Annotated in this window: 22 protein-coding genes; 9 read left to right on the forward strand and 13 right to left on the reverse strand. The window is 65.7% G+C overall.

Going from position 1 to position 25,497, the window contains the following annotated elements:
- Positions 1 to 59: 59 nt before the first annotated feature.
- Entirely contained in the window at positions 60 to 1,091 is a 1,032-nt protein-coding gene (locus tag SB749_RS03050) for an NAD(P)H-dependent flavin oxidoreductase (protein ID WP_410708968.1), read from the forward strand.
- A gap of 55 nt (positions 1,092 to 1,146) precedes the next feature.
- On the opposite strand, the gene SB749_RS03055 is transcribed toward SB749_RS03050, so the two are convergent.
- Complete coding sequence (locus SB749_RS03055) at positions 1,147 to 1,878, reverse strand: response regulator (protein ID WP_410708969.1); 732 nt, start codon at positions 1,876 to 1,878, stop codon at positions 1,147 to 1,149.
- 168 nt (positions 1,879 to 2,046) lie between these two features.
- Here SB749_RS03055 and SB749_RS03060 point away from each other — a divergent pair, with 168 nt between their 5' ends.
- From SB749_RS03060 to SB749_RS03070, 3 genes are all read left to right on the forward strand, one after another.
- The gene (locus tag SB749_RS03060; protein ID WP_410708970.1) at positions 2,047 to 2,958 is read left to right on the forward strand and encodes a hypothetical protein; all 912 of its coding nucleotides are present in this window, start codon (positions 2,047 to 2,049) and stop codon (positions 2,956 to 2,958) included.
- Positions 2,955 to 4,952: a sensor histidine kinase gene (locus SB749_RS03065; RefSeq protein ID WP_410708971.1), complete on the forward strand. Its 1,998-nt coding sequence runs from the start codon at positions 2,955 to 2,957 to the stop codon at positions 4,950 to 4,952. The genes SB749_RS03060 and SB749_RS03065 overlap by 4 nt, the downstream gene beginning before the upstream one ends.
- A 74-nt stretch (positions 4,953 to 5,026) precedes the next feature.
- Positions 5,027 to 5,926: a hypothetical protein gene (locus tag SB749_RS03070; RefSeq protein ID WP_410708972.1), complete on the forward strand. Its 900-nt coding sequence runs from the start codon at positions 5,027 to 5,029 to the stop codon at positions 5,924 to 5,926.
- On the opposite strand, the gene SB749_RS03075 is transcribed toward SB749_RS03070, so the two are convergent.
- The 3 genes from SB749_RS03075 to SB749_RS03085 are packed head-to-tail and all read right to left on the reverse strand — an operon-like array spanning position 5,868 to position 7,231.
- Positions 5,868 to 6,044 (reverse strand): hypothetical protein, encoded by a 177-nt coding sequence (locus SB749_RS03075; RefSeq protein WP_410708973.1) that lies wholly within the window; start codon positions 6,042 to 6,044, stop codon positions 5,868 to 5,870. The genes SB749_RS03070 and SB749_RS03075 overlap by 59 nt on opposite strands.
- On the reverse strand, positions 6,045 to 6,272 hold the full coding sequence (locus SB749_RS03080) for a hypothetical protein (protein ID WP_410708974.1): 228 nt from the start codon (positions 6,270 to 6,272) through the stop codon (positions 6,045 to 6,047).
- On the reverse strand, positions 6,269 to 7,231 hold the full coding sequence (locus SB749_RS03085; RefSeq protein WP_410708975.1) for a type II CAAX prenyl endopeptidase Rce1 family protein: 963 nt from the start codon (positions 7,229 to 7,231) through the stop codon (positions 6,269 to 6,271). The genes SB749_RS03080 and SB749_RS03085 overlap by 4 nt, the downstream gene beginning before the upstream one ends.
- A 141-nt stretch (positions 7,232 to 7,372) precedes the next feature.
- Between SB749_RS03085 and SB749_RS03090 the strand changes: the two genes are divergently transcribed.
- The gene (locus tag SB749_RS03090; protein WP_410708976.1) at positions 7,373 to 8,782 is read left to right on the forward strand and encodes a histidine kinase; all 1,410 of its coding nucleotides are present in this window, start codon (positions 7,373 to 7,375) and stop codon (positions 8,780 to 8,782) included.
- Complete coding sequence (locus SB749_RS03095; protein WP_410708977.1) at positions 8,779 to 9,411, forward strand: response regulator; 633 nt, start codon at positions 8,779 to 8,781, stop codon at positions 9,409 to 9,411. Before SB749_RS03090 ends, SB749_RS03095 begins: the two co-directional genes overlap by 4 nt.
- 14 nt (positions 9,412 to 9,425) lie before the next feature.
- Here the strand turns inward: SB749_RS03095 and SB749_RS03100 are convergent, their stop codons facing one another.
- Both SB749_RS03100 and SB749_RS03105 read right to left on the reverse strand, forming a co-directional pair.
- Positions 9,426 to 10,187 (reverse strand): 3-hydroxyacyl-CoA dehydrogenase, encoded by a 762-nt coding sequence (locus tag SB749_RS03100; RefSeq protein ID WP_173155457.1) that lies wholly within the window; start codon positions 10,185 to 10,187, stop codon positions 9,426 to 9,428.
- A gap of 219 nt (positions 10,188 to 10,406) precedes the next feature.
- The gene (locus SB749_RS03105; RefSeq protein ID WP_410708978.1) at positions 10,407 to 10,985 is read right to left on the reverse strand and encodes an NADPH-dependent FMN reductase; all 579 of its coding nucleotides are present in this window, start codon (positions 10,983 to 10,985) and stop codon (positions 10,407 to 10,409) included.
- 329 nt (positions 10,986 to 11,314) lie between these two features.
- Here SB749_RS03105 and SB749_RS03110 point away from each other — a divergent pair, with 329 nt between their 5' ends.
- Complete coding sequence (locus SB749_RS03110) at positions 11,315 to 11,974, forward strand: TetR/AcrR family transcriptional regulator (protein WP_172171879.1); 660 nt, start codon at positions 11,315 to 11,317, stop codon at positions 11,972 to 11,974.
- Between the two features lie 70 nt (positions 11,975 to 12,044).
- Here SB749_RS03110 and SB749_RS03115 read toward each other — a convergent pair whose 3' ends face one another.
- From SB749_RS03115 to SB749_RS03130, 4 genes are all read right to left on the reverse strand, one after another.
- A complete protein-coding gene (locus tag SB749_RS03115; protein WP_410708979.1) occupies positions 12,045 to 13,829 on the reverse strand; it encodes a dipeptide ABC transporter ATP-binding protein in 1,785 nt (594 codons plus the stop codon).
- On the reverse strand, positions 13,826 to 14,887 hold the full coding sequence (locus SB749_RS03120; RefSeq protein WP_410708980.1) for an ABC transporter permease: 1,062 nt from the start codon (positions 14,885 to 14,887) through the stop codon (positions 13,826 to 13,828). The genes SB749_RS03115 and SB749_RS03120 overlap by 4 nt, the downstream gene beginning before the upstream one ends.
- A complete protein-coding gene (locus SB749_RS03125) occupies positions 14,887 to 15,978 on the reverse strand; it encodes an ABC transporter permease (RefSeq protein WP_410708981.1) in 1,092 nt (363 codons plus the stop codon). Before SB749_RS03125 ends, SB749_RS03120 begins: the two co-directional genes overlap by 1 nt.
- 141 nt (positions 15,979 to 16,119) lie before the next feature.
- Positions 16,120 to 17,754 carry an ABC transporter substrate-binding protein gene (locus tag SB749_RS03130; RefSeq protein WP_410708982.1) on the reverse strand — a complete coding sequence of 545 codons (1,635 nt, stop codon included), beginning with the start codon at positions 17,752 to 17,754 and terminating at the stop codon, positions 16,120 to 16,122.
- A gap of 474 nt (positions 17,755 to 18,228) precedes the next feature.
- Here SB749_RS03130 and SB749_RS03135 point away from each other — a divergent pair, with 474 nt between their 5' ends.
- Positions 18,229 to 19,767 carry an alanine/glycine:cation symporter family protein gene (locus SB749_RS03135; RefSeq protein ID WP_410708983.1) on the forward strand — a complete coding sequence of 513 codons (1,539 nt, stop codon included), beginning with the start codon at positions 18,229 to 18,231 and terminating at the stop codon, positions 19,765 to 19,767.
- A 364-nt stretch (positions 19,768 to 20,131) separates the two neighbouring features.
- Here SB749_RS03135 and fbaA read toward each other — a convergent pair whose 3' ends face one another.
- Complete coding sequence (gene fbaA, locus SB749_RS03140; protein ID WP_410708984.1) at positions 20,132 to 21,157, reverse strand: class II fructose-bisphosphate aldolase; 1,026 nt, start codon at positions 21,155 to 21,157, stop codon at positions 20,132 to 20,134.
- Positions 21,158 to 21,472: 315 nt separating this feature from the next.
- Positions 21,473 to 23,386: a BCCT family transporter gene (locus SB749_RS03145; RefSeq protein WP_410708985.1), complete on the reverse strand. Its 1,914-nt coding sequence runs from the start codon at positions 23,384 to 23,386 to the stop codon at positions 21,473 to 21,475.
- Between the two features lie 234 nt (positions 23,387 to 23,620).
- Here SB749_RS03145 and SB749_RS03150 point away from each other — a divergent pair, with 234 nt between their 5' ends.
- The gene (locus tag SB749_RS03150) at positions 23,621 to 24,943 is read left to right on the forward strand and encodes an MFS transporter (RefSeq protein WP_410708986.1); all 1,323 of its coding nucleotides are present in this window, start codon (positions 23,621 to 23,623) and stop codon (positions 24,941 to 24,943) included.
- A 36-nt stretch (positions 24,944 to 24,979) separates the two neighbouring features.
- On the opposite strand, the gene SB749_RS03155 is transcribed toward SB749_RS03150, so the two are convergent.
- Positions 24,980 to 25,468, reverse strand: coding sequence for an SRPBCC family protein (locus SB749_RS03155; RefSeq protein WP_410708987.1), 489 nt, complete (start codon positions 25,466 to 25,468; stop codon positions 24,980 to 24,982).
- Between the last annotated feature and the right edge of the window lie 29 nt (positions 25,469 to 25,497).

Genomic DNA, 25,497 nt, shown 5'->3' on the forward strand with positions numbered 1-25,497 from the left:
CGGCCGCCTCGCTCGGCGACAGACGCCGAGCCCGGGTCCGCCGATCAAAGGAGAGAACCATGACGATCGCCTTCGCTAAGACCTCGCTGCCCATCATCGGTGCGCCCATGGCCGGTGGGACGACGACGCCCGAACTCACCGAGGCCGTCGCCCGGGCCGGCGGATTCCCTTTCGTCGCGGGCGGTTATCTCACCACCGAGGCCCTCTCTCCTCTGATCACACGGATGCGTGAGACGACCTCGAACTTCGGCGTCAACCTCTTCGCTCCGAACCCCGTCCCCGTCGATCGCGAGGCCTTCGACGACTTCGTCAGTGCGCTCGAACCGGCCGCAGCCGCCCGCGGGATCACGCTCGATCCCGAACCGGTCGAGGATGACGACCACTTCGACGACAAGCTCGACTGGCTCACCGAGCACCCCGTCCCCCTGGTCTCGATGACGTTCAATCTACCCACCGCCGAGGCGGTCGACCGCCTCCACGCCGTCGGCACTCAGGTCGTCGCCACGGTGACCTCGGTTGCCGAGGCTCGTGCGGCTGCCGAAGTCGGTGTCGACGGGCTCATCGTCCAGGGTCCGCGCGCCGGCGGACATTCCGGTACGGCCGATCCGACACGGACCATCGAGGACCGCGCGACCGTCGATCTCGTCCGTGACATCCTCGCCGAGGTGGACCTGCCCGTGGCGGCGGGAGGCGGAGTCGACGGTGAGGCCATGGTGGGTGAGCTCCTCGGCGCGGGGGCGAGCTCAGTCGTCGTCGGCACCCTTCTGCTGCGCTCGGACGAGGCAGGAACGGCACCCGCTCATCGAGCCGCACTGGCCTCCGACGAGTTCACGAACACCCAGCTGACCAGGGCATTCACCGGACGCCCCGCACGTGCGCTGGTCAATGACTTCGTGCGGACGTTCGACTCGATCGCCGTCGACGCCTACCCGGCAGTGCACCATCTGACGAAGGAGTTCCGCGCCGCGGCGAAGAAGGCCGATGACCCGCACGGCCTGCACCTGTGGGCCGGAACCGGCTACCGCAGCGCCCAGGACGGATCGGCGGAGACCATCGTCAAGGACCTCGGCGCCGGCTTCGCCCGCAAGTAGTCAGCGGGCCGGCGTCCCCCGCACACGCCACCCGGCAGGCGCACGCCCGTGCCGCTCAGTTCCCGGCGACGACCAACCCTGATTCGTAGGCGGCGACGACGATCTGGGTGCGGTCGCGCAGCCCCAGTTTCGACAGGATCCTCGAGACGTGGGTCTTCACGGTCTGTTCGGCGAGGTAGAGCTGTTCGGCCACCTCGGCGTTGGCGTGCCCCTTCGCCACCAGGGTCATCACGTCGATCTCCCGGTCGGTGAGCTGTCCGAGCACCGCGGTGTCCTTGGCCACGGTGGGCCCGGCGACGTATTCGGCGATGAGCCGGCGGGTCACCGAGGGCGCGAGCAGCGATTCCCCGCCGGCAACCACCCGGACCGCGGTGATCATATCTTCGGCTGTGGCGTCTTTGAGGAGGAATCCGCTGGCACCGGCCCGGAGTGCGGAGAACACGTATTCGTCGGCGTCGAACGTGGTGAGCATGATGACCCGCGGGTGGTCTCCGGGCATGTTGAAGATCGCTCGGGTGGCGTCGAGCCCGTTGAGCGTCGGCATCCGGATGTCCATGAGGATGACGTCGGGGCTCGTGCGGCGGACGAGGTCGACGACGGCGGATCCGTCATCGGCACTGCCTACGACCTGCATGTCCGACTGCGCGTCGAGCAGCGCCCCGAATCCCTGCCGCACCATCGCCTGATCGTCGACGATGGCGACCCTGATCGTCGTCTCCGACGGAGGCGGCACACTCGCCGAGGCGGCTCCCCCGTCCCCGTTCCGCGCGTCCTCAATTCCCGGCATGGTCCAAACCTACCGGACGCCGGGGTCGCAGAACCCGCTCAATCCCCGAGAATCCGCCCCTCGGGCCCGGTTTCGACCGAATCTCATCCTCATGGGTGATACGCGCGGCGCCTATTTCACTCCTGCGTATGATGTGCCGGCGCCTACCGGCTCCCTAATGTTCGAGCCATGATCATCACCGCCGTCATCCTCGCCACCGCAGCAGCGTTCTGCCTGGCCCTGGGCACCCACTTCCAGCAGCATGCCGTGGCCACCATGGCTCCGGGTCTGCGCCGTCGCGCCACTTGGGCAACCGGGCTCGGCCTCATGGGGCTGGTCACGGTGCTCAACGTCATCGCGCTCGGACTCGGCCCGGTTGCCATCGTCCAGCCCATCGGCGCGGTCTCTCTCGTCTTCGCCGTCCTCATCGGCCGGCGGTACTTCGGGCTCCGCCTCGGTGCTCCGCTGCTCATCAGCATCGCGGTCACGCTCTTCGGGATCTTCTCCTTCGTGGCCACCTCGGCGAGGTTCGCCCACGAGATCTCCGTGAACACGCAGTCGGTGACCTGGCTGCTCGCCGTGCTCGCAGCCCTCACCGTCTTCGCGGGGCTGTTCTCGTTCAGCTCCGCGGGCCACATTCCCCGGGTCGTCATGACCGGGATCGTCTTCGGCACGGTCGCCGCGGCCACGCATGTCCTCGCCCGATCAGTCGTCATGTCGGGACTGCCCGGACTCGATACGTTCGGTCTGCGTTGGTGGGCGCTGCTGGGCGCGGTCGGCTTGGCCTCGGCGGCGGGATTCTGGCTCGTTCAGACCGCGTACGCCTGCGGCCCCGCCGAGACGGTTCTGGCCGGCCTCACCGTCATCGACCCGATCGTCGCCGTCATCATCGGTGCCGCGTTCTTCGGCGAATACACCGGACTGACGCCACCGGCTGTCATCGGTCTGCTCGTCTCCGCAGCCATCGGCATCGGCGGAGTGTGGATGCTCTCGCGCTTCCACCCGAAGGTCCTCGAATCTCGCAGGACCGCCCGCGCTGACACCGCAGTCGACACCGCTCAGACGGCTCCGCACACAGCACAGGAAGGAATCACGCTGTGAACCACTCCCCCGATCTCGCCTCCCCCGCACCCTCCGACACGTACGCTGGAGACGTGCCCCGCCCAGCAGAGCCTCCGCAGATCGACCCGAACGCCCAGGCGGCCGCCGATTCTCCGGCCGCGAGCGCACCGCGTTCGTGGTGGGCCCGGCTGTGGCGCAATCTCGGCCGCGATTCCATTCTCGTCGCCCCGAGCCTGCTCATCTCGCTCATCGCGTTTCCAGTGCTCATCACTCTGTTCTCCGTCTCGATCGCCACGGTCATCGTCTGGGTCGGTGTGCTCCTCCTGCCGCTGACGCTGACCGTCGCCCGCGCGTTCGGCAACCTCTCCCGGGCCCGTGCCCGCGAGTGGGGTGCCCCCATCGCCGAGGCGGCTCCCCGTCCCCGTGGACGCGGACTCCGCTGGTGGTTGGCTCCGCTGTCCGATGCCCGTGCGTGGTTGGATCTGCTCTTCGAAACCGTGTTCGCCCTGCCGATCCGGCTCTTCACGTTCTCCGTCTCGCTGGCCTGGGTCGCCGGCGGTCTGGGCGGGATCACGCACTTCTTCTGGGGCGCGTTCGTGCCGGACGGAGGCGGAAACACCGTCGACTGGGTCGTCGCGTGGGTGACGAACTCCCCGGTCACCGACCTCGGGTTCGCCGCCGAGGCGACCTTCCAGTTCATCGTCGGGATCATCCTGCTGCTGACGTTCCCCTTCGTCCTCCACGCCATGGCACTGCTCGAGATCGTCTCGATCCGCGCTGCCGGGTCGACTGATGGGGCAGCTGTCTCCGCGCAGGCGACTCGCTCAGAGCGGTCGGCTCATCCGGCGCAGTCGTCTGCACTGTCGACCATCGCCGGGAGCCAAGGGTGGTTCTGGCTCATCGCAGCATTCGTCGGGGTCGTGCTCGTCGCAGTCGCCTGGCCGGTGACCACCGTCCTCTACGGCGTCCCGACGGTCTTCGCGATGATTCTTGCGTTCAGCCTCAGCGCCGCGCTCCTGCTTGCCGTGCGCTGGCCGATCCCGGCGATCGGCCTCGGCCTCATCGCTCAGCTGGCAGGCATTCTGCTCACCGCGGACATCTCGGGAGCAGTCCGACCGTTCACGGTCACTTCGCTGTTGGCTCTCGTGTTCCTCCACCTCATCATCGGTCTGCGTCACCGTTGGATCCACCTCGTCGCTCTGTGGGCAGGAAGTGAGCTCATCGGCGCGCTCGCCCTGTTCCTGCCGCATGCCGGCGAGCTTCCCGGGGCCCTGTCGAACGTGATCACCACCGCAGCCGTCGCCGCCGGTGCCGGAGTCATCGGCGTGATCGGCAACCTCCTCATCAAGGGTCGCCGGCAGCTCGAGTCCGAACGCGAGCTCAGTGCCGCAGAGCTGGCGAAGCGGCAGGAACTCGAAGAGCGCAACCGGATCGCTCAGGAACTCCATGATGTCGTCGCGCACAGCATGTCGGTCATCAGTGTGCAGGCGACGACGGCGAAGTACCGGCTGCCCGGACTCGATGAGCGCAGCCTCGGCGAGTTCGATTCGATGGCGGGATCGGCTCGCCAGGCGCTGACGGAGATGCGCGGACTCCTCGCCATCCTCCGCGGCGGCCGGGATGCCGACCTGGCGCCGCAGCCGACCGTCGACGACATTCCCGGCCTCGTCGATGTCACACGCGGCTCCGGCGCGGCCGTCGATCTCGACTTCCCCGCCGAACCTCTCGCGCTGCCGCCGACGACGAGCCTCACCGCGTTCCGCGTGGTGCAGGAGAGCCTGTCGAATTCGCTGCGGCATGCCGCCGGCGCCCCGGTCACGGTCACCGTCACGGCCATCGGCTCCCGGCTTGAGATCTCCGTGCTCAACGGGGAGCCCGACGGTGGGACGGATGCGGGTGGGCACGGCCACCTCGGCGGAGGTTTCGGCATCAAGGGGATGCGCGAACGCGTAGAAGCCTTGGGCGGAAGCCTGCGGGTGGGGCCGACAAGTGCTGGCGGGTTCGAGGTCACCGCGTCGCTACCCATGGAGTGAGGGTCCGCGGATCGATGACATAATCGATCAGGGATCCCTGCTGTCTGAAATCCCCTCCGAAAGGTGCAGAAACAGTGACTCACTCATCCCCATCGACGCCATCTGACCCCTCGACGCCGGCGCCGGAACCCGCGGCGCGAGAGCAGTCCCGGTTCGTCCGGGACCTGCGGCGCACGATCGCCGTCATCATCGTCGTGGCCTTCAGCGTGGCGGCGATCGGCGGGATCATCGTCATGCTCGGCGATATCGAGTCCGAACCGACGTTCCAGGTCATCGCCACGACGGCGGTGACCGGCGCCTGCAGCGTCGCCGCCTTCTGCGGGGCGAGTCTCATCGGCCGCCGGGCCCAATGGTTCGGCAGTGTCACGGTACTGCTGGCGTTCATCACCCTGCTGTTGAGCATTCTGTTCGTCTGGGGCGATCCGTACATGTGGGACGACCCCGTCCCCGGCTCCACCGGCCAGACCATCGGCGACATCCTCTACCAGGTGCTCGCGTCGATCGTGCTCGTCACCGCCGTCGCTTCGGTCAGTTCGCTCATTCTGCTGCTGGTGCCCCGGTCTCGGGTGGTGCGGATCGGGCTGCCGATCACGCTCGGACTGCTTGCTCTCGGCACGAGCCTGGTTCTCGTCACGATCTGGGTGGAATCAGCGTGGGAACTCGAGTGGCTGACCCGCCTCAACGGCATCATATGGATCCTCGCCGCACTCGGAGTCGTCATCGTGCCGCTGACCTCGCTGCTGCTCAGGGCCGGGTCGAAGCCTGCGGGCGCCGACCGCGCCGGCGAGACATCAGCCCGGTCGACTCAACCGTCGTCATCTCAGCCGTCGTCCCAACCGGCGCCGGCCCTGTCGCCTTCGACGCTCGATCGCATCAACGCCGCCGCGCGGGCCGAGGGCATCACTGCAGATGAGCTCATCGATCGGCTTCTGACCGCGGAGCCTCGAACCCCCTCGGCAGACGAGAGTCGATGAAGCCTGCGACGAAGGCGCCGATGACGAGCAGGACGAGGAGCGCGATCATGCCGGCGAAGTTCGACAGCACAGGGTTTGTGAAGTCGAACAGTCCCGGCCAGATGGCGTAGACGACCACTCAGCACACGCCCTCGAATCCGAACACGTTGAGCGTCGCCTGGCCCGCGGACCGTGCGCGCTTCCCGCTGTGTTTTGAGGCTTCCTCTTCGGGGGTGCCGAACTCGGCGTCGGGTGTCGTCCCCGCCGCCTCGGCCCTGTATTTGACCTCGTGGAGGACGGTGAGGACCTGGTCTTCTTCACACCCGCGCTTGCGCAGGTTCTGGGCGAGCTCGCTGTAGTAGCTCATGACAGGTTCGCTTTCGTTTCGGTGTCGGCATTCACATCGCTGTCCACCGCGGTTTCCTCGTTCTCTGGGCTGTCCCCGCGGGGACGCATCGGTTCACGGTCGGTCGGGCCGCCTCGGCGAAAGATCGATCCACCTCGGCGGAGATGATCGAGGACGACGATGATGCCGAAGACGATCGGAGCCGCGATCGACATGACGACCTCGACCGTGGGGGCGCTCGTCGCATTGAGGTCGGCACCGGCGAGCACGCCCAAACCGAACGCGAAGACGTTGTTGACGATGTGGAAGGCCATTCCGGCCTCGAGACCGCCGGTGATGATGGTCAGGGTGCCGACGATGACGGCGAAGATGCCGACGTCGATGAGTCCCGGCAGGTCGTAGACGTGGCCGACGACGAAGATCGGCACGGGGATGAACACGGCCCACGCGGGGTGGCGCAGCCATGAGCCGATGATGTTCATGGCCAGGCCGCGGAAGACGATCTCCTCGGCCGTCGCCTGGAACGAAACGAGGAGGATGATTGCGATGAGCATGGCGAGCACTTGGCTGTTCCACACGATTCCCGAGGTCAGGTTGCCCATCGCCCCGTCGGAGAAGGCGACCATGACGATCGCGCAGACCACCCATACGGCCGCACCGACCAGCAGATACCGTCCGAGCCGAGCCCATCGCATGCCGCCGCGGAGCGAGATCATCGAGGAGAAAGAGCGCCGGTAGATGCATAGGGTCGCGAGCTCGGCGGCCGGCCACATGAGGATGACGTTGACGAGTCCGAAGAGGACGCCCGTGGTCGTGTTCATGTCGATGAGGCGTTCCCACCATGTGTTGAAGTCACCGTCGACGCCGAGGGCGAAGAGTGCCCAGAGAAAGAAGCCGGCGAACTGACGATGATAGCGCCGAGGCGGCTCGACGGAACCGGGTCCGGGCAGGTTAGGGGCCGGCTGGGTTGCTGTGGTCATGGGCGACCGAGTGAAACGGGGGAGATTTCTTATGCCTCCACCCTCTCGAAACCGGCGGCCACTGACCATCGGCCGAGGGCCAGACTTCTTTCATCCTTTCGGGCGACAGACCATCCGTCTTCTCACCGGTAGGCTCGAAGGGTGACACCTCGCCCCGCCCGCCGCCCGCTCGCGCATGCCCTCCTCTGGACCGTCATCTCCGCGGTCGTCGGCGCGCTCCTGCTCTTCATCGTCATCGGAAAGCAATGGCCGAACTCTGATTCCACCGCGGCTGAGACAGATGCGCTCAGTGCCGAAATCTTCGTCCACATCGTCTTCGGGCTCGTTTCCTTCGTCTGTCTGCCGATCGTGCTCCTCTTCGATGGGCGCCGGATACCGCGCAAACAACTGCGGCCGAAGGTCCTTGCCTCAGAAAAGCTGCGCGAATTCCTCACAGTCACCGGGCACGGCGGTGATGAGTTCCTCGCCGCCGACGGATCCGCCGAATCGCTTCAGCGGCGTCCGGGAGGCTGGATTCCCGTCACTGTCGGGATCATCGGCATACTCCTCGGCACGGTCAGCATCCTCGGCGCCCTCGCCGCGTCGATCATGCTCGTCTCCTTGTCGGCCAGACGCAGTTGGGCTCTCGATTTCGTCGGCCTCGCAGCCACACTGGCAGCCTTTTCCGCAACCTATGTGCTCACACCGCAGGCGGCGGGGGCTTTCGAACTTCCCGTATTCGTCTTCGGCGGCACGATGTATGCCGTCGTCGTCATCATCGGCGTCATCCGCGGCGCCCGCGAGCAGGGCTTCATCGACTCCGCCGCCCAGACCCTACTGCGCGAACGCTCCCGGCAGGACCGAGCCATCGCCGAGGTGCGCCGCGGCATCGCCCGCGACATGCACGATTCCCTGTCCCACCATCTCTCCGTCATCGCGATGTACTCCGGTGCCCTGTCCGTGCGGCAGGACCTCGACCCCGACGAGGTCCGTGAAAGCGCCCGACTCATCGCCGACGCCGCGCGTCGCTCCGGTGTCGAACTGCGTGAGGTGCTCACCATGCTGCGCAGCGACGATCAGGGCACGGTCATCGACCCCGACATCGACCGCCTCGTCGCAGCCAGGGGCGACACCGCCGAACTGCGCTACCTCGAACCGGTGACCGCCGAAGTCCTCCACCGGTGTGGGGCGCTCGAGCAGACGACGATCTACCGCTTCGTCCAGGAAGCGATCACGAACGCGGTCAAGCACGCCCCGGGCCAGACGGTGACGATCAAAGTCGGCTTCGATGAGGCCGACGGTCATCTGGTGCTCGTCGCCAGCAATCCGCACACAGGTCTGGCCCCGGCCTTCCGCGCCGGATCACAGCAGCTCGTCACCGGATCCGGGTTGGGACTGCTCGGCCTGCGGGAGAGAATGGAGGCCATGGGCGGCGATCTCACCGTGACGACGACCCCGGAATTCACCCTCCGCGCCCGCATCCCCGTCGATGCCGACATCTTCACAGACGGCGACGCCCCGGGAACTGCCGGTGCGATCGACTCCCCCGACGAGCAGGAGACGCAGCCATGAGCATTCGGGTAATCATCGCCGACGACGAGTCGCTCATGCGCTCGGGTCTCAAGCTCCTCCTCGGCGCGGCGACCGATATCGAGGTCATCGCCGAGGCGGTCGACGGTGTCGAAGCCATCGACCTCGCCCGTCGGCTGAGTCCCGACCTCGTGCTCATGGACATCCGGATGCCCCGTCTCGACGGCCTCGAGGCCGCGCAGACGCTGCTGTCCGATCCCGAACATCCCCAGGTGCTCATGCTCACGGCCTTCGGGACCGACGATTTCATCCACCGCGCCCTGCAGTCCGGGGCGGCCGGGTACATCCTCAAGGACACCCCGCCGGAAGAGCTCATCAACGCCGTTCGCGCGGCAGCAGACGGCACACGGACTCTGTCGGCGACCGCCTTGGCCACGTTGATGTCGTCTCGTCCGTCCGCCTCGGCGCCGGGTGAGGATCCGCTGGCGATGTTGTCGACCAGGGAACGGGAGATCGCCGAGGCGGTCGCTCAGGGATTGACGAACGCGCAGGTGGCGCGGTCGCTGTTCGTCTCGACTGCGACGGTGAAGACTCACCTGGCGCGCACCTTCGACAAGCTTGAGGTGACCTCGCGGGTGCAGCTGGCGCTGCTCGTCAACGCCCGTCGGTGAGCCTCCTTAGTCGATCATTTCGGGGCCATACGGATGGCGCCGTCGAGGCGGATCGTCTCCCCGTTGAGCATCGGATTGGCGACGATCGATTCGACGAGCTGCGCGTACTCGGCGGGCTTGCCCAGTCGGGCCGGGTGCGGCACGGACTTGCCGAGGGATTCCTGTGCCTCGGCGGGCAGGCCGGCCATCATCGGCGTCTCGAAGATGCCGGGTGCGATGGTGACGACGCGGATGAGAGAGGCAGCGAGTTCGCGGGCCATCGGCAGGGTCACGGCGGCCACGGCACCCTTGGACGCCGAGTAGGCGATCTGGCCGATCTGGCCGTCGAAAGCCGCGACGGAGGCGGTGTTGACGATGACTCCGCGCTCTTCGCCGTCCGGCTCCTGCTGCTGCATGGCCGCAGCGGCGAGGCGGCAGACGTTGACGGTGCCGACGATGTTGATGTTCAGCACCTTCTGGAATGCCTCAAGCGGCAGCGGACCCTTGCGGGAGACGAGCTTTCCGGGTGTCGCGACGCCCGCGCAGTTGACGACGACGCGCAGAGCGCCGAGCCCGGTGGCGGTGTCGACGGCGGCCTGCACCTGCTCTTCGTTCGTCACGTCGGCGGTGACGAAGTGGGCGGAATCGCCGAGTTCGGCGGCGACCTGCTGCCCCACCTCGGCGTTGAGGTCGACCATGACGACCTGGGCGCCGGCGGCCAGGAGGCGTTCGGTGGTGGCGCGGCCGAGTCCGGAGGCTCCGCCGGTGACGAGGGCGACGGTGTTCGTGAGATCCATGGGTGTCCTTTGCATCGCTGAGCGAACAGTTGATCACTGCGACTCTAACGCAGATGTGGGGACGGTCACTGTGCAGGGTCGGGTGGGGCCGCCTCGGCGAGGGGGCACCTGGACGGCGGCGCCGGTCGCGACAGGAACGGTGTCAGTCGACACGGGGACGACAAAGCCCGCCGGTCGGGTGACCGGCGGGCCTGTCTCGGCTCAGCTGCGAGGGCGGACTCAGGCGGCCTGCTCCTCGGCACCGGCTTCGCGCACGGACTTCAGGGCCTCGCCCCAGGCGACGATGTCGTCGACCATGGAGGCGAACGGGGCGGCCGAGACCTCGGTCGGGGCGAAGGCGCCGTCGGCGACGTCGGTGAAGATCGAGAACGACGCCTGGTCGCGGACGACGGCGAGCTTGTAGTTCGCGAGGATGTGGCGCAGGTGCTCAGCGGCGCGCACTCCCTTGTCGGCGCCGTAGTTCACGATGCCGGCGACCTTGTGGTTGAACTCGGTGGCGACGAAGTCGAGGGCGTTCTTCAGCGAGCCCGAGATCGAGTGGTTGTACTCCGGAGTGACGAAGATGAAGGCGTCGAACTCTTCGAGCTTCGCGCCCCAGGCCTTCGTGTGGTCGTTGGCGTACATCTTCGCACCGGCGGGGACCACCTCGTCGAGGAGGGGCAGATCGAAGCTGCCGAAGTCGACGACCTCGGCACGGACGTCATCATTGGAAGCCAGCTGCTGCTCGACCCAGCTCACGATCTGTGGGTTGAGCGCCTGCGGGCGGGAAGTTCCGGGAATGATGGCAATGTTGAGCATATGCGTCCTCAAATCGTTGAGTGGTGTCCACCGGCCGGGCGGCCGCGGCGGTCGAGTTCACGGGTGGAGCCTGCGACCTCGGCGAACCGGATCGGCTGCAACTCCACACTGGCCAACATTGTTGAACGCTCAATCATTCCTGGCGATCGAGTGACCCTGGTCACCATGCCCGACATCTGTCGGATCGGGTTCCGGGAACGGTGATACCGTAATTCCGCGCGAAATCAGGCCCGCAGAGACCGCCTGTCGTGTATGGTCGTTGGGCAAGTGAAAGACTGTTCGTTAAAAAGTCGGCTTCAACGGAAAACAAGGCAAGGAGTCCGGTCATCGTGCGCTCAACCAACGGCCGTAACAATATTCTCCGCTCGGCCCGGGACACCTTCGCGGACAAAGGATTCGACGGCGCGTCCATCCGCGATATCGCACAGACAGCAGGTCTGAGCCTCTCAGCGCTCTACTACTACTTCCCGTCCAAGCAGGAAGCTCTCTACGAGCTCGTCCACACGGCGTATACCTGGTACGTCGAGCACTGCCGAGCGGTCATCGCCGACGTCGATGACGATGTCGTAGATCAGCTGGCCGTGGCGGTGCGCTACCTCGCCCGCTATCGCATGGAGAACGTCTCGGTCTCCACCGTGCTGCTGCGCGACACCGAACGGCTCACCGGCGACAATGCCGTCCGCGTGAAGGAACTCCAGCGGGAGGCCCGCGAGATCATGGGCGATATCGTCCAGGCTGGCATCGACTCGGGTAAGTTCCGCGTCAGCAGTGCGGCTCTGGCCACTCGCGCCATCCACTCGATCTGCAATTCGCTCTCGCTGTGGTACCGGCCGACGGGTGACCTGACTCCTGACATGATCGAGCGCGACTTCACTCAGTACTCGATGCGCATCCTCGGTATCGACCCCGACGAGGCCGAACTCGACCGCTTGCTGGCCCTGCCGGTCAATCAGGCCGGAATGCTCGACTTCATCGCCGACACCAACTGACCCCCTAATTGCTACCTGACGGCGGCCCAGCAACCTCGCGCGAGGTTGCTGGGCCGCCGTCAGGTAGCAATTAGGGGGTTGGGCGGAGGGTTCTTGCCAGCTCGCGGCGCTTCGCCTGCTCCTTCGGGTCCGGGACCGGCAGCGAAGCGATGAGTCGCTTCGTGTAGTCCTCCTGCGGCGCACCGAGCACCTGCTCACCCGTGCCCTCTTCGAGCAGCTCGCCGTGGAAGAGCACGCCGATGCGGTCGGAGAGCATATCGACCACGGCAAGGTCGTGGCTGATGAACAGGGCCGCGAAGTCGAAGCGGTTCTGCAGCTCGACGAAGAGCTCGAGGACCTTCGCCTGCACGGACACATCGAGCGCCGAGGTCGGCTCATCGGCGATGAGCAGCTCCGGATCGAGCGCCAGACCGCGCGCCAACGACGCCCTCTGCCGCTGACCGCCGGAGAGCTCGTGCGGATACCGCGCCGCATAGGCCTTCGGCAGCTGCACGGAATCGAGGAGTTCGAGCACTCGCTGCGACCGGTCGTTCGCGCTCATCTCCCGACGGTGGATCGCGAACGGTTCGGCGATGCACTCCCCGATCGACAGATGCGGATTGAATGAGGCCGCCGGGTCCTGGAACACGAACCCGATCCGTCGCCGGATCTTCGAGAACTCACGCTCCTTGAACCCGACCATCTCGTGCCCGAGGACGGAGAGGCTGCCGCCGCTGGCCCTGGTCAGGCCCGCAATCGCGCGTCCGATCGTCGTCTTGCCCGACCCCGACTCACCGACGAGCCCGTAGACTTCGCCGGCCCTGATGTCGAAGCTGACCTTCTTCACCGCGTGGAAGTCCGACTTGCCGATCCCGCCCGGATAGACGATATCGAGCTCGCGCGCGGTCACGATCGATTCGCGTGCGTCCCCGTCCTTCGCCGAGGCGGTCCCGCCTGAGGTCTCCCCCGCCGAGGCGACCCCACCCGAGGCCTCCCCCGTCGAGTCAGTGCGCGCTGAGGCGGCGGCCGCCTTGCGGCTGCCGGCCACGGTCGAACCGATCCGCGGCACAGCGGCGAGCAGTTCCCGCGTGTACTGCTCTTGAGGATCATTGAACAGCTGCTCGACGGTCGAGACCTCGACGAGGTCGCCGCGCAGCATCACGGCCACGCGATCGGCGAGGTCGGCGACGACGCCCATGTTGTGGGTGATGAGCACGATGGCGGTGCCCGTCTCGTCGCGCAGCTCACGCAGCAGGTCGAGGATCTCCGCCTGCACGGTGACGTCGAGGGCGGTGGTCGGCTCGTCGGCGACGATGAGCTTCGCCCCGAGAGCCAGGGCCATGGCGATGACGATACGCTGCTTCTGCCCGCCCGAGAACTGGTGCGGGTAGTAGTCGAAACGGCTGTCGGCATCGGGGATCCCGACCTGCCGCATGGCCTTGACGACGCGCGCCTTGAGTTCGGCTTTGCTCGCCTTCTTATCGTGCGCGCGCAGACCTTCGGCGATCTGCCACCCGACCGTGAAGACGGGGTTGAGCGCCGTCGACGGCTCCTGGAAGACCATCGCCACATCCCGGCCGCGCATGGCCCGCAGCTCGTCGGCGGAGACGCTGAGCACGTTCGCACCTGAGATGACGATGGCCCCGGTTCGCTGCGCCGTCTCGGGCAGGAGACCGAGGATGGACCGGGCTGTCACGGTCTTACCGGACCCCGACTCGCCCACGATCGCCAGCACCTCACCGGGCGAGACGCTCAGCGACACGTCCTTGACGGCGTGGACGTCCCCGCCATCGGTGGAGAAGGTGACGTCGAGACTGTCGACATCGAGGATGCTGCCCGTCGCCGAGGCGGCCTGCTCGTGTTTCTGCTTGCTCATGCCGTGACCTCCGCGGGCTTGACGTTCTTGACCTTAGCTTTGCGTCGCACGCGCAGACGCGGGTCGTTGAGGTCGTTCATCGACTCACCGACCAGGGTGATTCCCAGCACCGTGAGCACGATGGCCACGCCCGGGAACACCGCCGTCCACCACACGCCGGAGGTGACGTCCGGCAGTGCCTTGTTGAGGTCGTATCCCCATTCCGACGCCGAGGTGGGTTCGATGCCGAATCCCAGGAACCCGAGTCCGGCCAAGGTCAGGATCGCCTCGGAGGAGTTGAGTGTGAAGATCAGCGGCAGGGTCCGCGTGGCGTTGCGGAAAATATGCTTGGAGATGATCCGCGTCTTCGAGGCGCCGAGGACGATCGCCGATTCGACGAACGGCTCGGCCTTCAGCCGCAGGGTCTCGGCACGGACGACGCGGAAGTACTGCGGGATGAAGACGACCGTGATCGAGAATGCGGCTGCGGCGATGCCGCCCCACGCACTCGACTGACCGCCGGAGATCGCAATCGACATGACCAGCGCCAGCAGCAGGGTCGGGAAGGCGTAGACGGCATCGGCAATGACGACGAGGATGCGGTCGAGCCATCCGCCGATGTAGCCGGAGACGAGACCGAGGATGACACCGGCGAAGATCGACATGACCACGGCCACGACGATGACGGCCACTGCGGTCTGGGCGCCCCAGACGACACGGGAGAAGACATCGTAGCCGCCGACGGTCGTGCCCCAGATGTGGGTGCCGCCGGGTGGCAGCTTCGACCCGAAGTTGCCTTCGGAGGTGCCCAGCTGGTTGAAGCCGTACGGGGCGATGAGCGGTGCGAAGATCGCGCAGATGAGCACGATTCCGCACAGCACGAGACCGGTGATGAGCATTCCGCGCTGCAGCCCCACGGACTGGCGCAGATGCGAGATGATCGGCAAGCGGGAGAACCAGGATTTCTTTGCCCGGTCGTCGAACGCCACTGCCGGTACTCCGGAGCCGGGTGCCTCCTCGGCGAAGGTCTGGGCTTCTTCAACTGGGCCCTGGTTCTGCGGGTTGTCTGGAGTGGACATCAGTACCTCACTCTCGGGTCGATGAACGCGGCGATGACGTCGACGAGGAAGTTCGTGACCGCGACGATGACGGCGAGGAACACGACGATTCCCTGCACTGCCACGAAGTCACGAGCGGTCAGGTACTCGGCGAGTTTGAAGCCGAGCCCCTTCCACTCGAACGTCGTCTCGGTGAGCACGGCGCCGGCGAGCATGAGCGCGATCTGCATACCCATGACCGTGATGATCGGGATCAGCGCTGGACGGTACGCATGCTTGGTGACCAGGCGGTATTCGGAGATTCCGCGGGATCGACCGGAGTCGACGTACTGCTGCTCGAGCGTGCCGATGAGGTTCGTGCGCACGAGCCGGAGGAACACTCCGGCGGTGAGCACGCCGAGCGCGATCGCCGGCAGCACCGCATGGGCGAGCACGTCGCCGAGGACCGAGAAGTTGCCGATGCGCAGGGCGTCGATGAGGTAGAACCTCGTCGGGCCGACGACACCGGACATGATGTATTCGGTCTCTGTGGTGCCGCGGCCGGCGACGGGCAGGATCGGCAGGAACACGCCGAAGACGAGCTTGAGGATCATGCCCGCGAAGAACACCGGGGTCGCATAGCCGAGGATCGCGAGCACACGCAGTGCCGCGTCGGGGGCCTTGTCGCGGTGGTAGGCGGCGAGCATGCCCAGCGGGATGCCGAGGATGAACGCGACGATGAGCGCGTAGAAGACGAGTTCGACGGTCGCTGCTCCGTAGTTGAGCAGGATCGACGAGACCGGCTGCCCGTCGGAGACCGCGGTGCCGAAGTCGCCTTTGAGCAGATTGCCCAAGTATTCGAAGTACTGGACGAGGATGGGCCGGTCGTAGCCGGCGGCGTGGACGCGTTCGGCCAGTTGGGCCTTCGTCAGGCGTCCTCCCAACGCTGCGGTGATCGGGTCACCGGTGATGCGCATGAGGAAGAACACCAGAGTGGTGAGAATGAAGATGGTGGGAATGATGAGCAGGAAGCGGATGAGGACATAACGTCCCAGACCGCCTCCCGAGGGCTTCTTGACCGAGACCGAAGTCTCGGCGGCCTCAGCCCCTGGTTCGCTGATGGCAGCAGACATGTGTTCCTTATGGGATGTGTTTCGATGCGCCAGCGGCAGGGGACACCTCGGCGAGGGTCACTTCAGGTGTACGGACCTGACCGCGGACGCGCCACGAGGTGCAGGCGGCCTGATCGGCTCACCTGCACCTCGTGTGGGTGATCACTTGCTCAGCAGTGCCAGACGGAACTGGAAAGCGGGGTCGAGGGTGTCATCGACGCCCTTGACGTCCTTGCCGGACACGGCGATCTGGTTGCCCTGCAGCAGCGGCAGGGTCGGCAGTTCGTCGGCCAGCTCGCCCTGGATCTTCTTCAGGGCATCTTCGCGCTTGCCCTCATCAGCGATCGAGGACTGAGCGTTGAGCTCCTTGTTCATCGCTTCGTCACGGTAGTGGTTGGCGAGGAACGACGGAGTCTCATCCGTGTCGTAGAAGAACGGCACGAGGTAGTTGTCGGCATCCGAGTAGTCCGGGAACCAGCCCAGCTGGTACATCGGGTAGACGTCGTCGGTGCGGTCCTTCGAGTACTGCACCCACTCGGTCGACTGCAGCTTGACCTTGAACAGCCCGGTCTTGTCCAGCTGGTCCTTGACCAGGGCGTATTCATCACCCGAGGAGGGACCGTAGTGGTCGGGGTTGTACTGCAGCTTGAGTTCGACCGGGGTCTTGACCCCGGCATCCTTGAGCGCCTTCTTCGCCTTCTCGACGTCGGCGCCGCCCTTGCCGTCGCCGTATTCGGACTTCAGCGGTTCGTCGGAGCCGGGAAGCCCGTCGGGCACGTGCGAATACAGCGGTGTGAAGGTGTCCTTGTAGACCTGGCTGGCGATCGCCTGACGGTCGACGGAGTCGGCCATGGCCTTGCGGACGGCGAGCGCCTTCTTCTCGTCGGCGTCGTCGGTCTTCGCACCGAAGGGCATCGTGTCGTAGTTGAACACGATGTAGCGGATCTCGCCACCGGGCCCCTTGTGGACCTTGAGGTCCTCGTTCTTGCCGAGGTCCTCGACGTCGGTGGCCGAGAGCGAACGCCAAGCGACGTCGATGGTGTTCTCCTGGACGTCGAGCTTCATGTTGTTCGCGTCCGAGTAGTACTTCATCTGCACGGTCTCGGTCTTCGCCGGCTCGATGAAGCCCTTGTAGTCCGGGTTCGCCTTGTAGGTGATCAGCTCGTTGAACTTGAAGCCGTCGATCGTGTACGGGCCGGCGAAGGCCTTCCCGTCGACGATCTCCTGGTCCTTCGTGACCTTGTCGGCCGAGAACACGTCTTCATCGACGATCGGTCCGGCGGCGCTGGCCAGGACTCCGGGCCAGGTCTGGTCGTTCTTGCGCTTGAGGTTGAAGACGACGGTCTTCTCATCCGGGGTCTCCACGGACTTCAGGCCGCCGAGCAGAGAAGAGGGCCCGTTGGGGTCCTGGATCTTCAGCTGACGGTCGAAGGAGAACTTCACGTCCGAGGAGGTCAGTTCGTTGCCGTTGGCGTACTTGAGTCCGTCCTTGAGCTTGACCTCGTACTTCGTCGGCTCAGTGAAGTCAGCGGACTCGGCGATCGAAGGGTTGAGCTCGGCCGTACCCGGCTTGTAGGCGAGGATGTACGGGTAGATCTGCTGTTCGACGAGCGAGCTTCCGTTGTCGTACGCAGCAGCCGGGTCGAGAGCCACGACCTTGTCCGTGGTTCCGACCGTGAGCATTCCGCCTTCGTCGTCCCCGCCGCCGCCTCCGGTCGTCGAGGTCGAGCAGGCGGAGAGGAGCAGAGCGCCGGCCGCAGCGATGGCCACGGCCTTTGCACCAGTTCGTCGTTTCATGGTGTTCCTGTCTTTCACAAGTGCTCTTCGTGTCTTCTTTGCGCGAAGAGATCCGCACCACATCTTACGGTTCCCGTCCCAAATAGTGAACTGACGCACATGAAGTGACTCAGTTCGCAACGACTTCGCGACAATTCGCCGAGGCGGCCCGACCGACACACCGAAACGCCCCTTGCCGCAATGGCTGAGATTCCTTCCGGCGTCGCGACTCACAGCTCCCGCCCCTGCCGCGCAACGCTCCCCGGCCCAACGAATCCCCCGGCTCCGACGTCGACAGCGCAACTGGGAGCCGCCTCGGCGAATGCGATTTGCGTCACCGATGACAATCGGCTTGACTTATGAGGTGCATCACAGAGAACGCTAGGGAAACTCTCGTGAAACTGGCCGGTCCCCCGCTGGCCGGTGCTCTGGCACAGACGCTAGATAAGCAACACCGTGTCGGCGATCCCGGCGCGGAAGAACGAATGGAGAAGCGTGTCCGCTTTCATCGACTGGCTCAACGGGATTGTGTGGTCATCCGCCCTCGTCTACCTGTGCCTCGGCGCAGGTGTCTATTTCACGATCCGCTCCCGCGCGGTTCAGATCCGTCAGATCCCCGCCATCTTCAAGCAGATGTTCACGGGCAAGAGCTCCAATGAGGGAGTCTCTTCCTTCCAGGCCCTGGCGATCTCTCTGGCAGGTCGCGTCGGCGTCGGCAATATCGCCGGTGTCGCCACCGCCATCGGCTTCGGCGGCCCCGGTGCCGTCGTCTGGATGTGGATCTCGGCCCTCCTCGGCGCCTCGACGTCCTACGTCGAATCCACCCTGGGACAGATCTTCAAGGAACAGGATCCCCGCACCGGTGAGTACCGCGGCGGCCCGGCCTTCTACATCGAGAAGGCCTACCGCCACACCAAGGCCCGCGGCCTGTTCAAGGTCTACGGCATGGTCTTCGCGGCCGTGACCGTCATCGCCATGTCCTTCATGCTGCCGGGCATCCAGTCCAATGCGATCTCCGGCGCCGTCGAGAACGCCTGGAGCGTTCCCACCTGGGGCACCGCAATCGCGCTCGTCATCATCATGGGCTTCATCGTCGTCGGCGGAATCAAGCGCATCGCGCACTTCGCCTCGCTGGCGGTTCCGTTCATGGCCGTCATCTACATCATTGCAGCCATCGCGGTGACCATCATCAATGCCGACCAGATCGTTCCGGTCTTCCAGCTGATGTTCACCTCGGCCTTCGGCATCGACGCCGGTCCGGAAGCCGCCTTCGGCGGCATCATCGGCATGGCGGTCCAGTGGGGCGTCCAGCGCGGCATCTACTCGAACGAAGCCGGGCAGGGAACCGGACCGCACGCAGCGTCGGCTGCCGAGGTCTCGCACCCCTCGAAGCAGGGACTCGTGCAGGCCGGCTCGGTCTACATCGACACCCTGTTCGTGTGCTCGGCGACCGCGTTCATGATCCTCTCCACCGGCATGTACCGAGTCTTCGACGCCGACGAGACGACGATCATCGGCACCGGCCGCGGACAGATGGCCGAGGAGATCGCCGCAACTCCGGGCGAGAAGTGGCCCCAGGCGGGACTCGACTCGATGATCCACGGCTTCGGCGCCAGCTTCATCGCGATCTCGATCTTCCTCTTCGCCTTGACCACGATCGTCGCGTACTACTACATGGCCGAGACGAATCTCGTGTACCTGCTGGGCAAGGTCAAGAACACCTTCGTCCTCGCGGTCGGCAAGCGCGTGCTGCAGCTGCTCATCCTCATCGCCGTCGCCGTGGGTGCGATGTCGACGGCAGGCAGCGCCTGGGCGCTCGGCGACATCGGCGTGGGCCTCATGGCCTGGCTGAACATCGTCGGTATCCTCATTCTGCAGCAGCCGGCGTTCAAGCTCCTGCGCGACTTCGAGCGCCAGACCAAGCACGGTCTGGATCCGGTGTTCGAACCCGAGAAGGTCGGCGTGCGCAACGCCGACTTCTGGGATCAGCGCGTGGCTCGTCTCAAGGCCGGCGAGGCGGTGCCGGAAGGCTGATGCCCCACACGATCGACTGCCTGCCACCCGGCAGGCGGCCCGATCGGTGGGCAGGTCATTCGGATGACGGCTCATCGCTGGTCCGTGGGACAGACTGCGAGGCCCGGGACAATGGCGTCCCGGGCCTCGTGCCATTCACAGCGGAACCGCGCCGAAAAACGGGCTGAGTGTCGAGACACGGTTGTGCGCGTCCGTTTCTCGACGCTTGACCCGTTTTTCGACGATTCAGCGCCACAGACAGCACAAAGCGGCCGCCGCCCGGAATCGGGCGACGACCGCTGTCGGTCCGCGGGGCAGACTCTGCTGCCCGCCGGCTCGCCGGTCGAACCGGCTCACCAGCCGAGCTGACTGAGCCGGCTTCCCCTCACTTCTTCAGGCTGGTGCCAGCCGAGCCGAGGTTCTGGCAGGCTTCGACGATGCGCTCGGCCATGCCCTTCTCGGCGGCCTTGCCGTAGGAGCGCGGATCGTAGAGCTTCTTGTCACCGACCTCGCCGTCGATCTTGAGCACTCCGTCGTAGTTGCGGAACATGTGCTCGACGACGGGACGCGTGAAGGCGTACTGGGTGTCCGTGTCGATGTTCATCTTCACGACTCCGTGGCGGACCGCCTCGGCGATCTCTTCTGCACTCGAGCCCGAGCCGCCGTGGAAGACGAGATCGAAGGGAGCCTTCTTGCCGACCTCGGCACCGACCTTCTCCTGGATCTCACCGAGGAGTTCGGGACGCAGCTTCACATTGCCGGGCTTGTACACGCCGTGGACGTTTCCGAAGGTCAGAGCCGTGAGATAGCGGCCCTTCTCGCCGGTGCCCAGGGCGCGGGCGGTGGCCAGCCCGTCCTCGACGGAGGTGTAGAGCTTCTCGTTGATCTCGTTCTCGACGCCGTCCTCTTCGCCGCCGACGACGCCGACCTCGATCTCGAGGATCGAGTGAGCTGCCGCCGAGAGCTCGAGCAGCTCCTCGGCGAGGGTGAGGTTCTCGTCAAGGGGAACGGCCGAACCGTCCCACATGTGCGACTGGAAGTAGGGCTCGCCGCCGTTCTTCACGCGTTCGGTCGACGCAGCCAGAAGGGGCTTGACCCAGGCTTCGACGGCGTCCTTCGGTGCGTGGTCGGTGTGCAGCGCGATGTTGACGTCATAGCTCTTGGCCACCTCGGCGGCGAAGACGGAGAACGCGATGGCGCCCCGCACGCGGTCCTTGACCGTCGGACCGGACATGTATTCGGCACCGCCCGTGGAGATCTGCACGATGCCGTCGGATCCGGCCTCGGCGAAGCCGCGGATGGCGGCGTTGATCGTCTGCGAGGAGGTGCAGTTGATCGCGGGGTAGGCGAAGCCCTGGGTCTTCGCGCGGTCGATCATCTCGGCATACACTTCGGGGCTGGCGATGGGCATACATGCTCCTTGGTCGGGTTCGGCCGTTTCTGCTGCCACCAGCCTACTCGTTCCGTCCCGCCCATGGCAGGGAGGCCCGGAGCGCGGCTTCCCTCGCCGAGGCGGCCCTCCCTTGGCATCGGCCGTGAACGAGTCCCGGAACGCGATTTCGGATCCTGTCGCCGAGGATGCCCTCCCCTGGCATCGGCCGTGAACGACGCAACCGCCCGACCGGATGGTCGAGCGGTTGCGTCGGAGGTGAGCCGCCTCGGTGCGGGACCGTGCCTCGCCGTGGAGGGCAGGCAGCGTTCCCGGACCGAGCCGCCTCGGTGCGGGTCAGGACTCGGTGTCCGGAGGTGTCTCCGTCTCCCGGGTCGGAACCTCACGCACGCCGCGCTTGTTGTCTCGGGAAGAAGACTTCGCACGCTGTTTGCCGAGCAGACCCTGGGAGCTCTTGAGCCGGTAGTCGATGCGTTCGTCGACCTTCTCACCCAGGTATTCGTCGAAGTCGTCGGCCAGGTGCTCGCCGACCGCACGGTAGCGTGCGGCGCGTTCGATCGCGGCCGTCCGCTTGGCCTCCATACTGAAGGCCTTGAGGGTGGAGACGCAGACGAGCAGCAGCACGATCGAGAACGGCAGCGCTGTGACCAGTGACCCCGCCTGCAAGGCGGTGAGCCCGCCGGCCATGAGCAGTGCGATGGCGATCGCGCCCTCCATCAGCGCCCACAGCACGCGCGACCAGATCGGCGGGTTCGGGTGACCGCCCGAGGCGAGCATGTCGACGACGAGCGAGCCCGAATCCGAGGAGGTGATGAAGAAGATCGCCACGAGGATGATCGCGATGACCGAGAGGATCGAGCCCAGCGGCAGGTCTCCGAGCACGTCGAAGAGGACACGCTCGGCGACGATTCCTTCGTCCGGGTCGACGAGGTCGCCGGAGCCGAAGATCTGACGGTAGATACCGGTTCCGCCGAGGACGGAGAACCAGAAGAAGCCGACGATCGAAGGGACGAGCAGGACGCCTGCGATGAACTCGCGGACGGTGCGCCCGCGGGAGATGCGGGCGATGAAGACACCGACGAAGGGTGCCCAGGAGATCCACCAGCCCCAGTAGAAGAGGGTCCAACTCGAGTTCCATTCGGCGCCTTCCTTGCCGGAGTAGGCACCGATGTCGAAGGTCATGTTGAGCACGTTCGCCAGCCAGACGCCGAGTGATTCGACGAAGTTCTGGAACAGGAACAGAGTCGGGCCGAAGACGAGGACCGTGACGAGCAGGACGCCGGCCATCGTGAGGTTGATGTTCGACAGCCACTTGATTCCTGCGCCCACGCCCGAGACCACAGAGGCGGTGGCCAGCAGGGTGATGATGACGATGAGGATGATGAGGAATGTGTTGTCGTAGTCGCCGACGACGCCGATGTGCTTGAGTCCTGCGGAGATCTGCTGAACGCCGAGACCCAGCGAGGTGGCGATGCCGAAGACGGTGCCGAAGATCGCGATGATGTCGATGACGTCACCGGCCCAGCCTTTGACCTTGTTGCCGAGCAGCGGTTCGAGTGCCCATCGGATCGACAGCGGGCGACCGCGGCGGTGGATGGCGTAGGCCAGAGCCATACCGAGCACGGCATAGAGAGCCCAGGGGTGCAGACCCCAGTGGACGAAGGTCTGTGCCATGCCCATCTGGGCGTTCTCGACCTCACCGCCGGGCCAGCCGGGCTTCGGTCCGGTCGTCGCATAGGTCAGAGGTTCGGCCACACCGTAGAAGACGAGGCCGATGCCCATGCCGGCAGCGAAGAGCATGGCGAACCAGGACAGGACGCCGAATTCGGGTTCGTCGTCGTCCTTGCCGAGCTTGATCTTGCCGAACTTCGAGAAGCCGACGATGATCGCGAAGCCGACGAACAGCCCGACGACGAGCATGTAGTACCAACCGAGCTGGGTGACGATCCAGTTCTGGATGTTCGAGATGACATTGCCGGTGCCCTCGGGCAGTGCCACGGAGAATACGACGATGCCGACGATGATGATCAGCGCCGGCCAGAAGACGCGCGGGGCGATCATGCCCTTGCCGATGCGCACTCCCTGGCGTTGCAGCTTCTGAGTGATTGCGTCATCGGAGTCGGATTCGCCGATGTGGAGTTTCTCGGGCAGATGAAGTTCTACGGGGTCGGGTTCGCCGAAGAGCAGCTGCTCTTCCGGCCCCGGGCCCAACCCGTTTCCCGACTGGGAATTGGTGTCGGGGTCGCTCATGTCGCCCTCCTGATCGAATGATTGGATTACCGCTTCACTCTGCCGTATTCCCCAGCCTCCTTCAAGGCAACTTTCAGCCCGAACCCGCACAACAGGGGTGATATCCCTGGTCATCCCGGGAATGAACCGTGCCCTCAACCAGTAAACACAGCTTGTCAGAATTGGGGTCTGGGCCAGAGAATTCGACCAAGCCACGGACCGCGATTCGGACGCTGCATTCAGTACAGTGGCCTCATGGCCTCGACGCTGACTCCGCCCGGTTCGGGCAATCGCCTGCGCATCTTCAATTGGGCCCTGTGGGATTGGGGTTCGGCGTCCTTCAACGCCGTGATCATCACCTTCGTCTTCGCCCCATATCTGACGAAGTCCGTCGCGGCCACCGAGGAGGCCGGATCTTCGACATTGGGCTGGTCGATGGCAGCGGCCGGTTTCGTCATCGCCGTCGTCGCCCCGGCCGCCGGCACCCGGGCCGATGCCGGGGGTCGGCATCGCCTGTGGCTGGGCGTGCACACCGCGATCGTCGTGCTCACGATGTTCGGCCTGTTCTTCGTCCGCGACTCCCCCGACTACCTGTGGCTGGGTCTTCTGCTCTTGGCCGTCGGCAGCGTCTTCTTCGAATTCGCCGAGGTGTCCTACAACGGCATCATGGTCCGCATCACCACCCCCGACAACGTCGGCAAGGTCTCCGGATTCGGCTGGGGAATGGGCTACGTCGGAGGGCTGGTCCTCCTCGTCATCCTCCTCGTCCTCGTCATCCGACCCGAGGTCGGATTCCTCGGCGCCAGCGACGAGGAGGGACTGAGGTTCCGCATCGTCGCGGTCCTCTCCGCCGTGTGGTTCGCGATCTTCGCGATCCCCGCCCTTTTCTCGGCACCTGGCGCGAAGGTCAAGGGCACATCGGGCGGGCACCCGATCAGGGCATTCATCGCTGACTACGCAGCACTCGTGCGCCGTCTGATCCGGATGTGGTCGACCGAGCATCAGACGCTGCGGTTCTTCATCGCCTCGGCGGTCTTCCGGGACGGCCTGGCTGCGATCTTCTCCTTCGCGGGCGTCCTCGCCGCCGGCAGCTACGGGTTCTCCGCCTCCCAGATCATCATCCTCGGCGTGGCCGCGAACGTCGCCGCCGGTGCCGGGGCGATGATCGCCGGGTGGTTCGACGATCGACTCGGACCGAAACCCGTCATCATCGCCGGTCTCATCGTCATCATCCTCGGCGGGCTGCCGATCCTCTTCAGCGCCGAGGCGGCCGTGTTCTGGGTCTGTGCCCTGATCCTCAGCTTCTGCGTCGGCCCGGTCCAGGCGTCGAGTCGGTCATTCCTCGCCCGCATCACTCCACCGGAATCGGCCGGGGAGAACTTCGGACTCTACGCCACGACGGGCCGGGCCGTGAGCTTCCTGGGCCCGGCGATGTTCGCCCTGGCGATCCAGATCTTCGGCTTCCAACGGGCTGGGACGCTGGGTATCCTCATCGTCCTGGCGGTCGGCCTGGCGCTCATCATTCCCGTCCGACCCGACGCCCCGGCCCACTCCATGCAGGCCCGCGTCGAGAGCTGAGCCATTGCGGAGAGGTCGGGCGCCGGCCGCACCGGCTCACTGCCGGGCGAGCAGATCGTCGATCTGGTTGATCGCTCCGGTCGAGCCTTCGATGACACCCATCTCCAGCACGGTGCGCAGCCCCTCGGCCGAGTCGAACACCGATTCGTAGGTGGCACGAGTCCCGGTCTCGGTCGTCTCGAAGCGGTAGATGCAGCTGCTTCCGGGCATCGATTCGACGACGGTGAAGTCCTCATCGGCGAAGTAGTCGCGGAATTCCAAGCGCGTGGGCCGGTCGACGGCGGTCAGTTCCCACAGCCCGCAGAACTTCTCACCCTCCGGGCTCGTCATGAAATAGGTGACTCTGCCACCGGGTTTGAGCGCATGGTCGACGACCGTGGCCGGGTACGTCGGTGGACCCCAGATCTGCTCGAGTTGGCGGGGATCGGCATAGACCTCCCACACTCGCTCGAGCGGCGCCGCGAACTCGGCGACGATCGTCAGGGTCAGTGTCTCTTCGTCATGGTATGTGTCGATGACCGGCATGGCTGCTCCTCAAGCATTGCGGTGGTTTG

Source organism: Brevibacterium sp. SIMBA_078 (assembly GCF_046534565.1).
GTDB lineage: Bacteria > Actinomycetota > Actinomycetes > Actinomycetales > Brevibacteriaceae > Brevibacterium.

What these genes read in the sequence shown, in the direction of transcription:
- SB749_RS03085 (WP_410708975.1), bottom strand. Translation starts at nt 7,231, where the DNA reads ATGACCACAGCAACCCAGCCGGCCCCTAACCTGCCCGGACCCGGTTCC.
- SB749_RS03105 (WP_410708978.1), bottom strand. Translation starts at nt 10,985, where the DNA reads ATGCTCAACATTGCCATCATTCCCGGAACTTCCCGCCCGCAGGCGCTC.
- SB749_RS03100 (WP_173155457.1), bottom strand. Translation starts at nt 10,187, where the DNA reads ATGGATCTCACGAACACCGTCGCCCTCGTCACCGGCGGAGCCTCCGGA.
- SB749_RS03080 (WP_410708974.1), bottom strand. Translation starts at nt 6,272, where the DNA reads ATGAGCTACTACAGCGAGCTCGCCCAGAACCTGCGCAAGCGCGGGTGT.
- SB749_RS03155 (WP_410708987.1), bottom strand. Translation starts at nt 25,468, where the DNA reads ATGCCGGTCATCGACACATACCATGACGAAGAGACACTGACCCTGACG.
- SB749_RS03095 (WP_410708977.1), top strand. Translation starts at nt 8,779, where the DNA reads ATGAGCATTCGGGTAATCATCGCCGACGACGAGTCGCTCATGCGCTCG.
- SB749_RS03125 (WP_410708981.1), bottom strand. Translation starts at nt 15,978, where the DNA reads ATGTCTGCTGCCATCAGCGAACCAGGGGCTGAGGCCGCCGAGACTTCG.
- SB749_RS03055 (WP_410708969.1), bottom strand. Translation starts at nt 1,878, where the DNA reads ATGCCGGGAATTGAGGACGCGCGGAACGGGGACGGGGGAGCCGCCTCG.
- SB749_RS03145 (WP_410708985.1), bottom strand. Translation starts at nt 23,386, where the DNA reads ATGAGCGACCCCGACACCAATTCCCAGTCGGGAAACGGGTTGGGCCCG.
- SB749_RS03130 (WP_410708982.1), bottom strand. Translation starts at nt 17,754, where the DNA reads ATGAAACGACGAACTGGTGCAAAGGCCGTGGCCATCGCTGCGGCCGGC.
- SB749_RS03060 (WP_410708970.1), top strand. Translation starts at nt 2,047, where the DNA reads ATGATCATCACCGCCGTCATCCTCGCCACCGCAGCAGCGTTCTGCCTG.
- SB749_RS03150 (WP_410708986.1), top strand. Translation starts at nt 23,621, where the DNA reads ATGGCCTCGACGCTGACTCCGCCCGGTTCGGGCAATCGCCTGCGCATC.
- fbaA (WP_410708984.1), bottom strand. Translation starts at nt 21,157, where the DNA reads ATGCCCATCGCCAGCCCCGAAGTGTATGCCGAGATGATCGACCGCGCG.
- SB749_RS03120 (WP_410708980.1), bottom strand. Translation starts at nt 14,887, where the DNA reads ATGTCCACTCCAGACAACCCGCAGAACCAGGGCCCAGTTGAAGAAGCC.
- SB749_RS03115 (WP_410708979.1), bottom strand. Translation starts at nt 13,829, where the DNA reads ATGAGCAAGCAGAAACACGAGCAGGCCGCCTCGGCGACGGGCAGCATC.
- SB749_RS03050 (WP_410708968.1), top strand. Translation starts at nt 60, where the DNA reads ATGACGATCGCCTTCGCTAAGACCTCGCTGCCCATCATCGGTGCGCCC.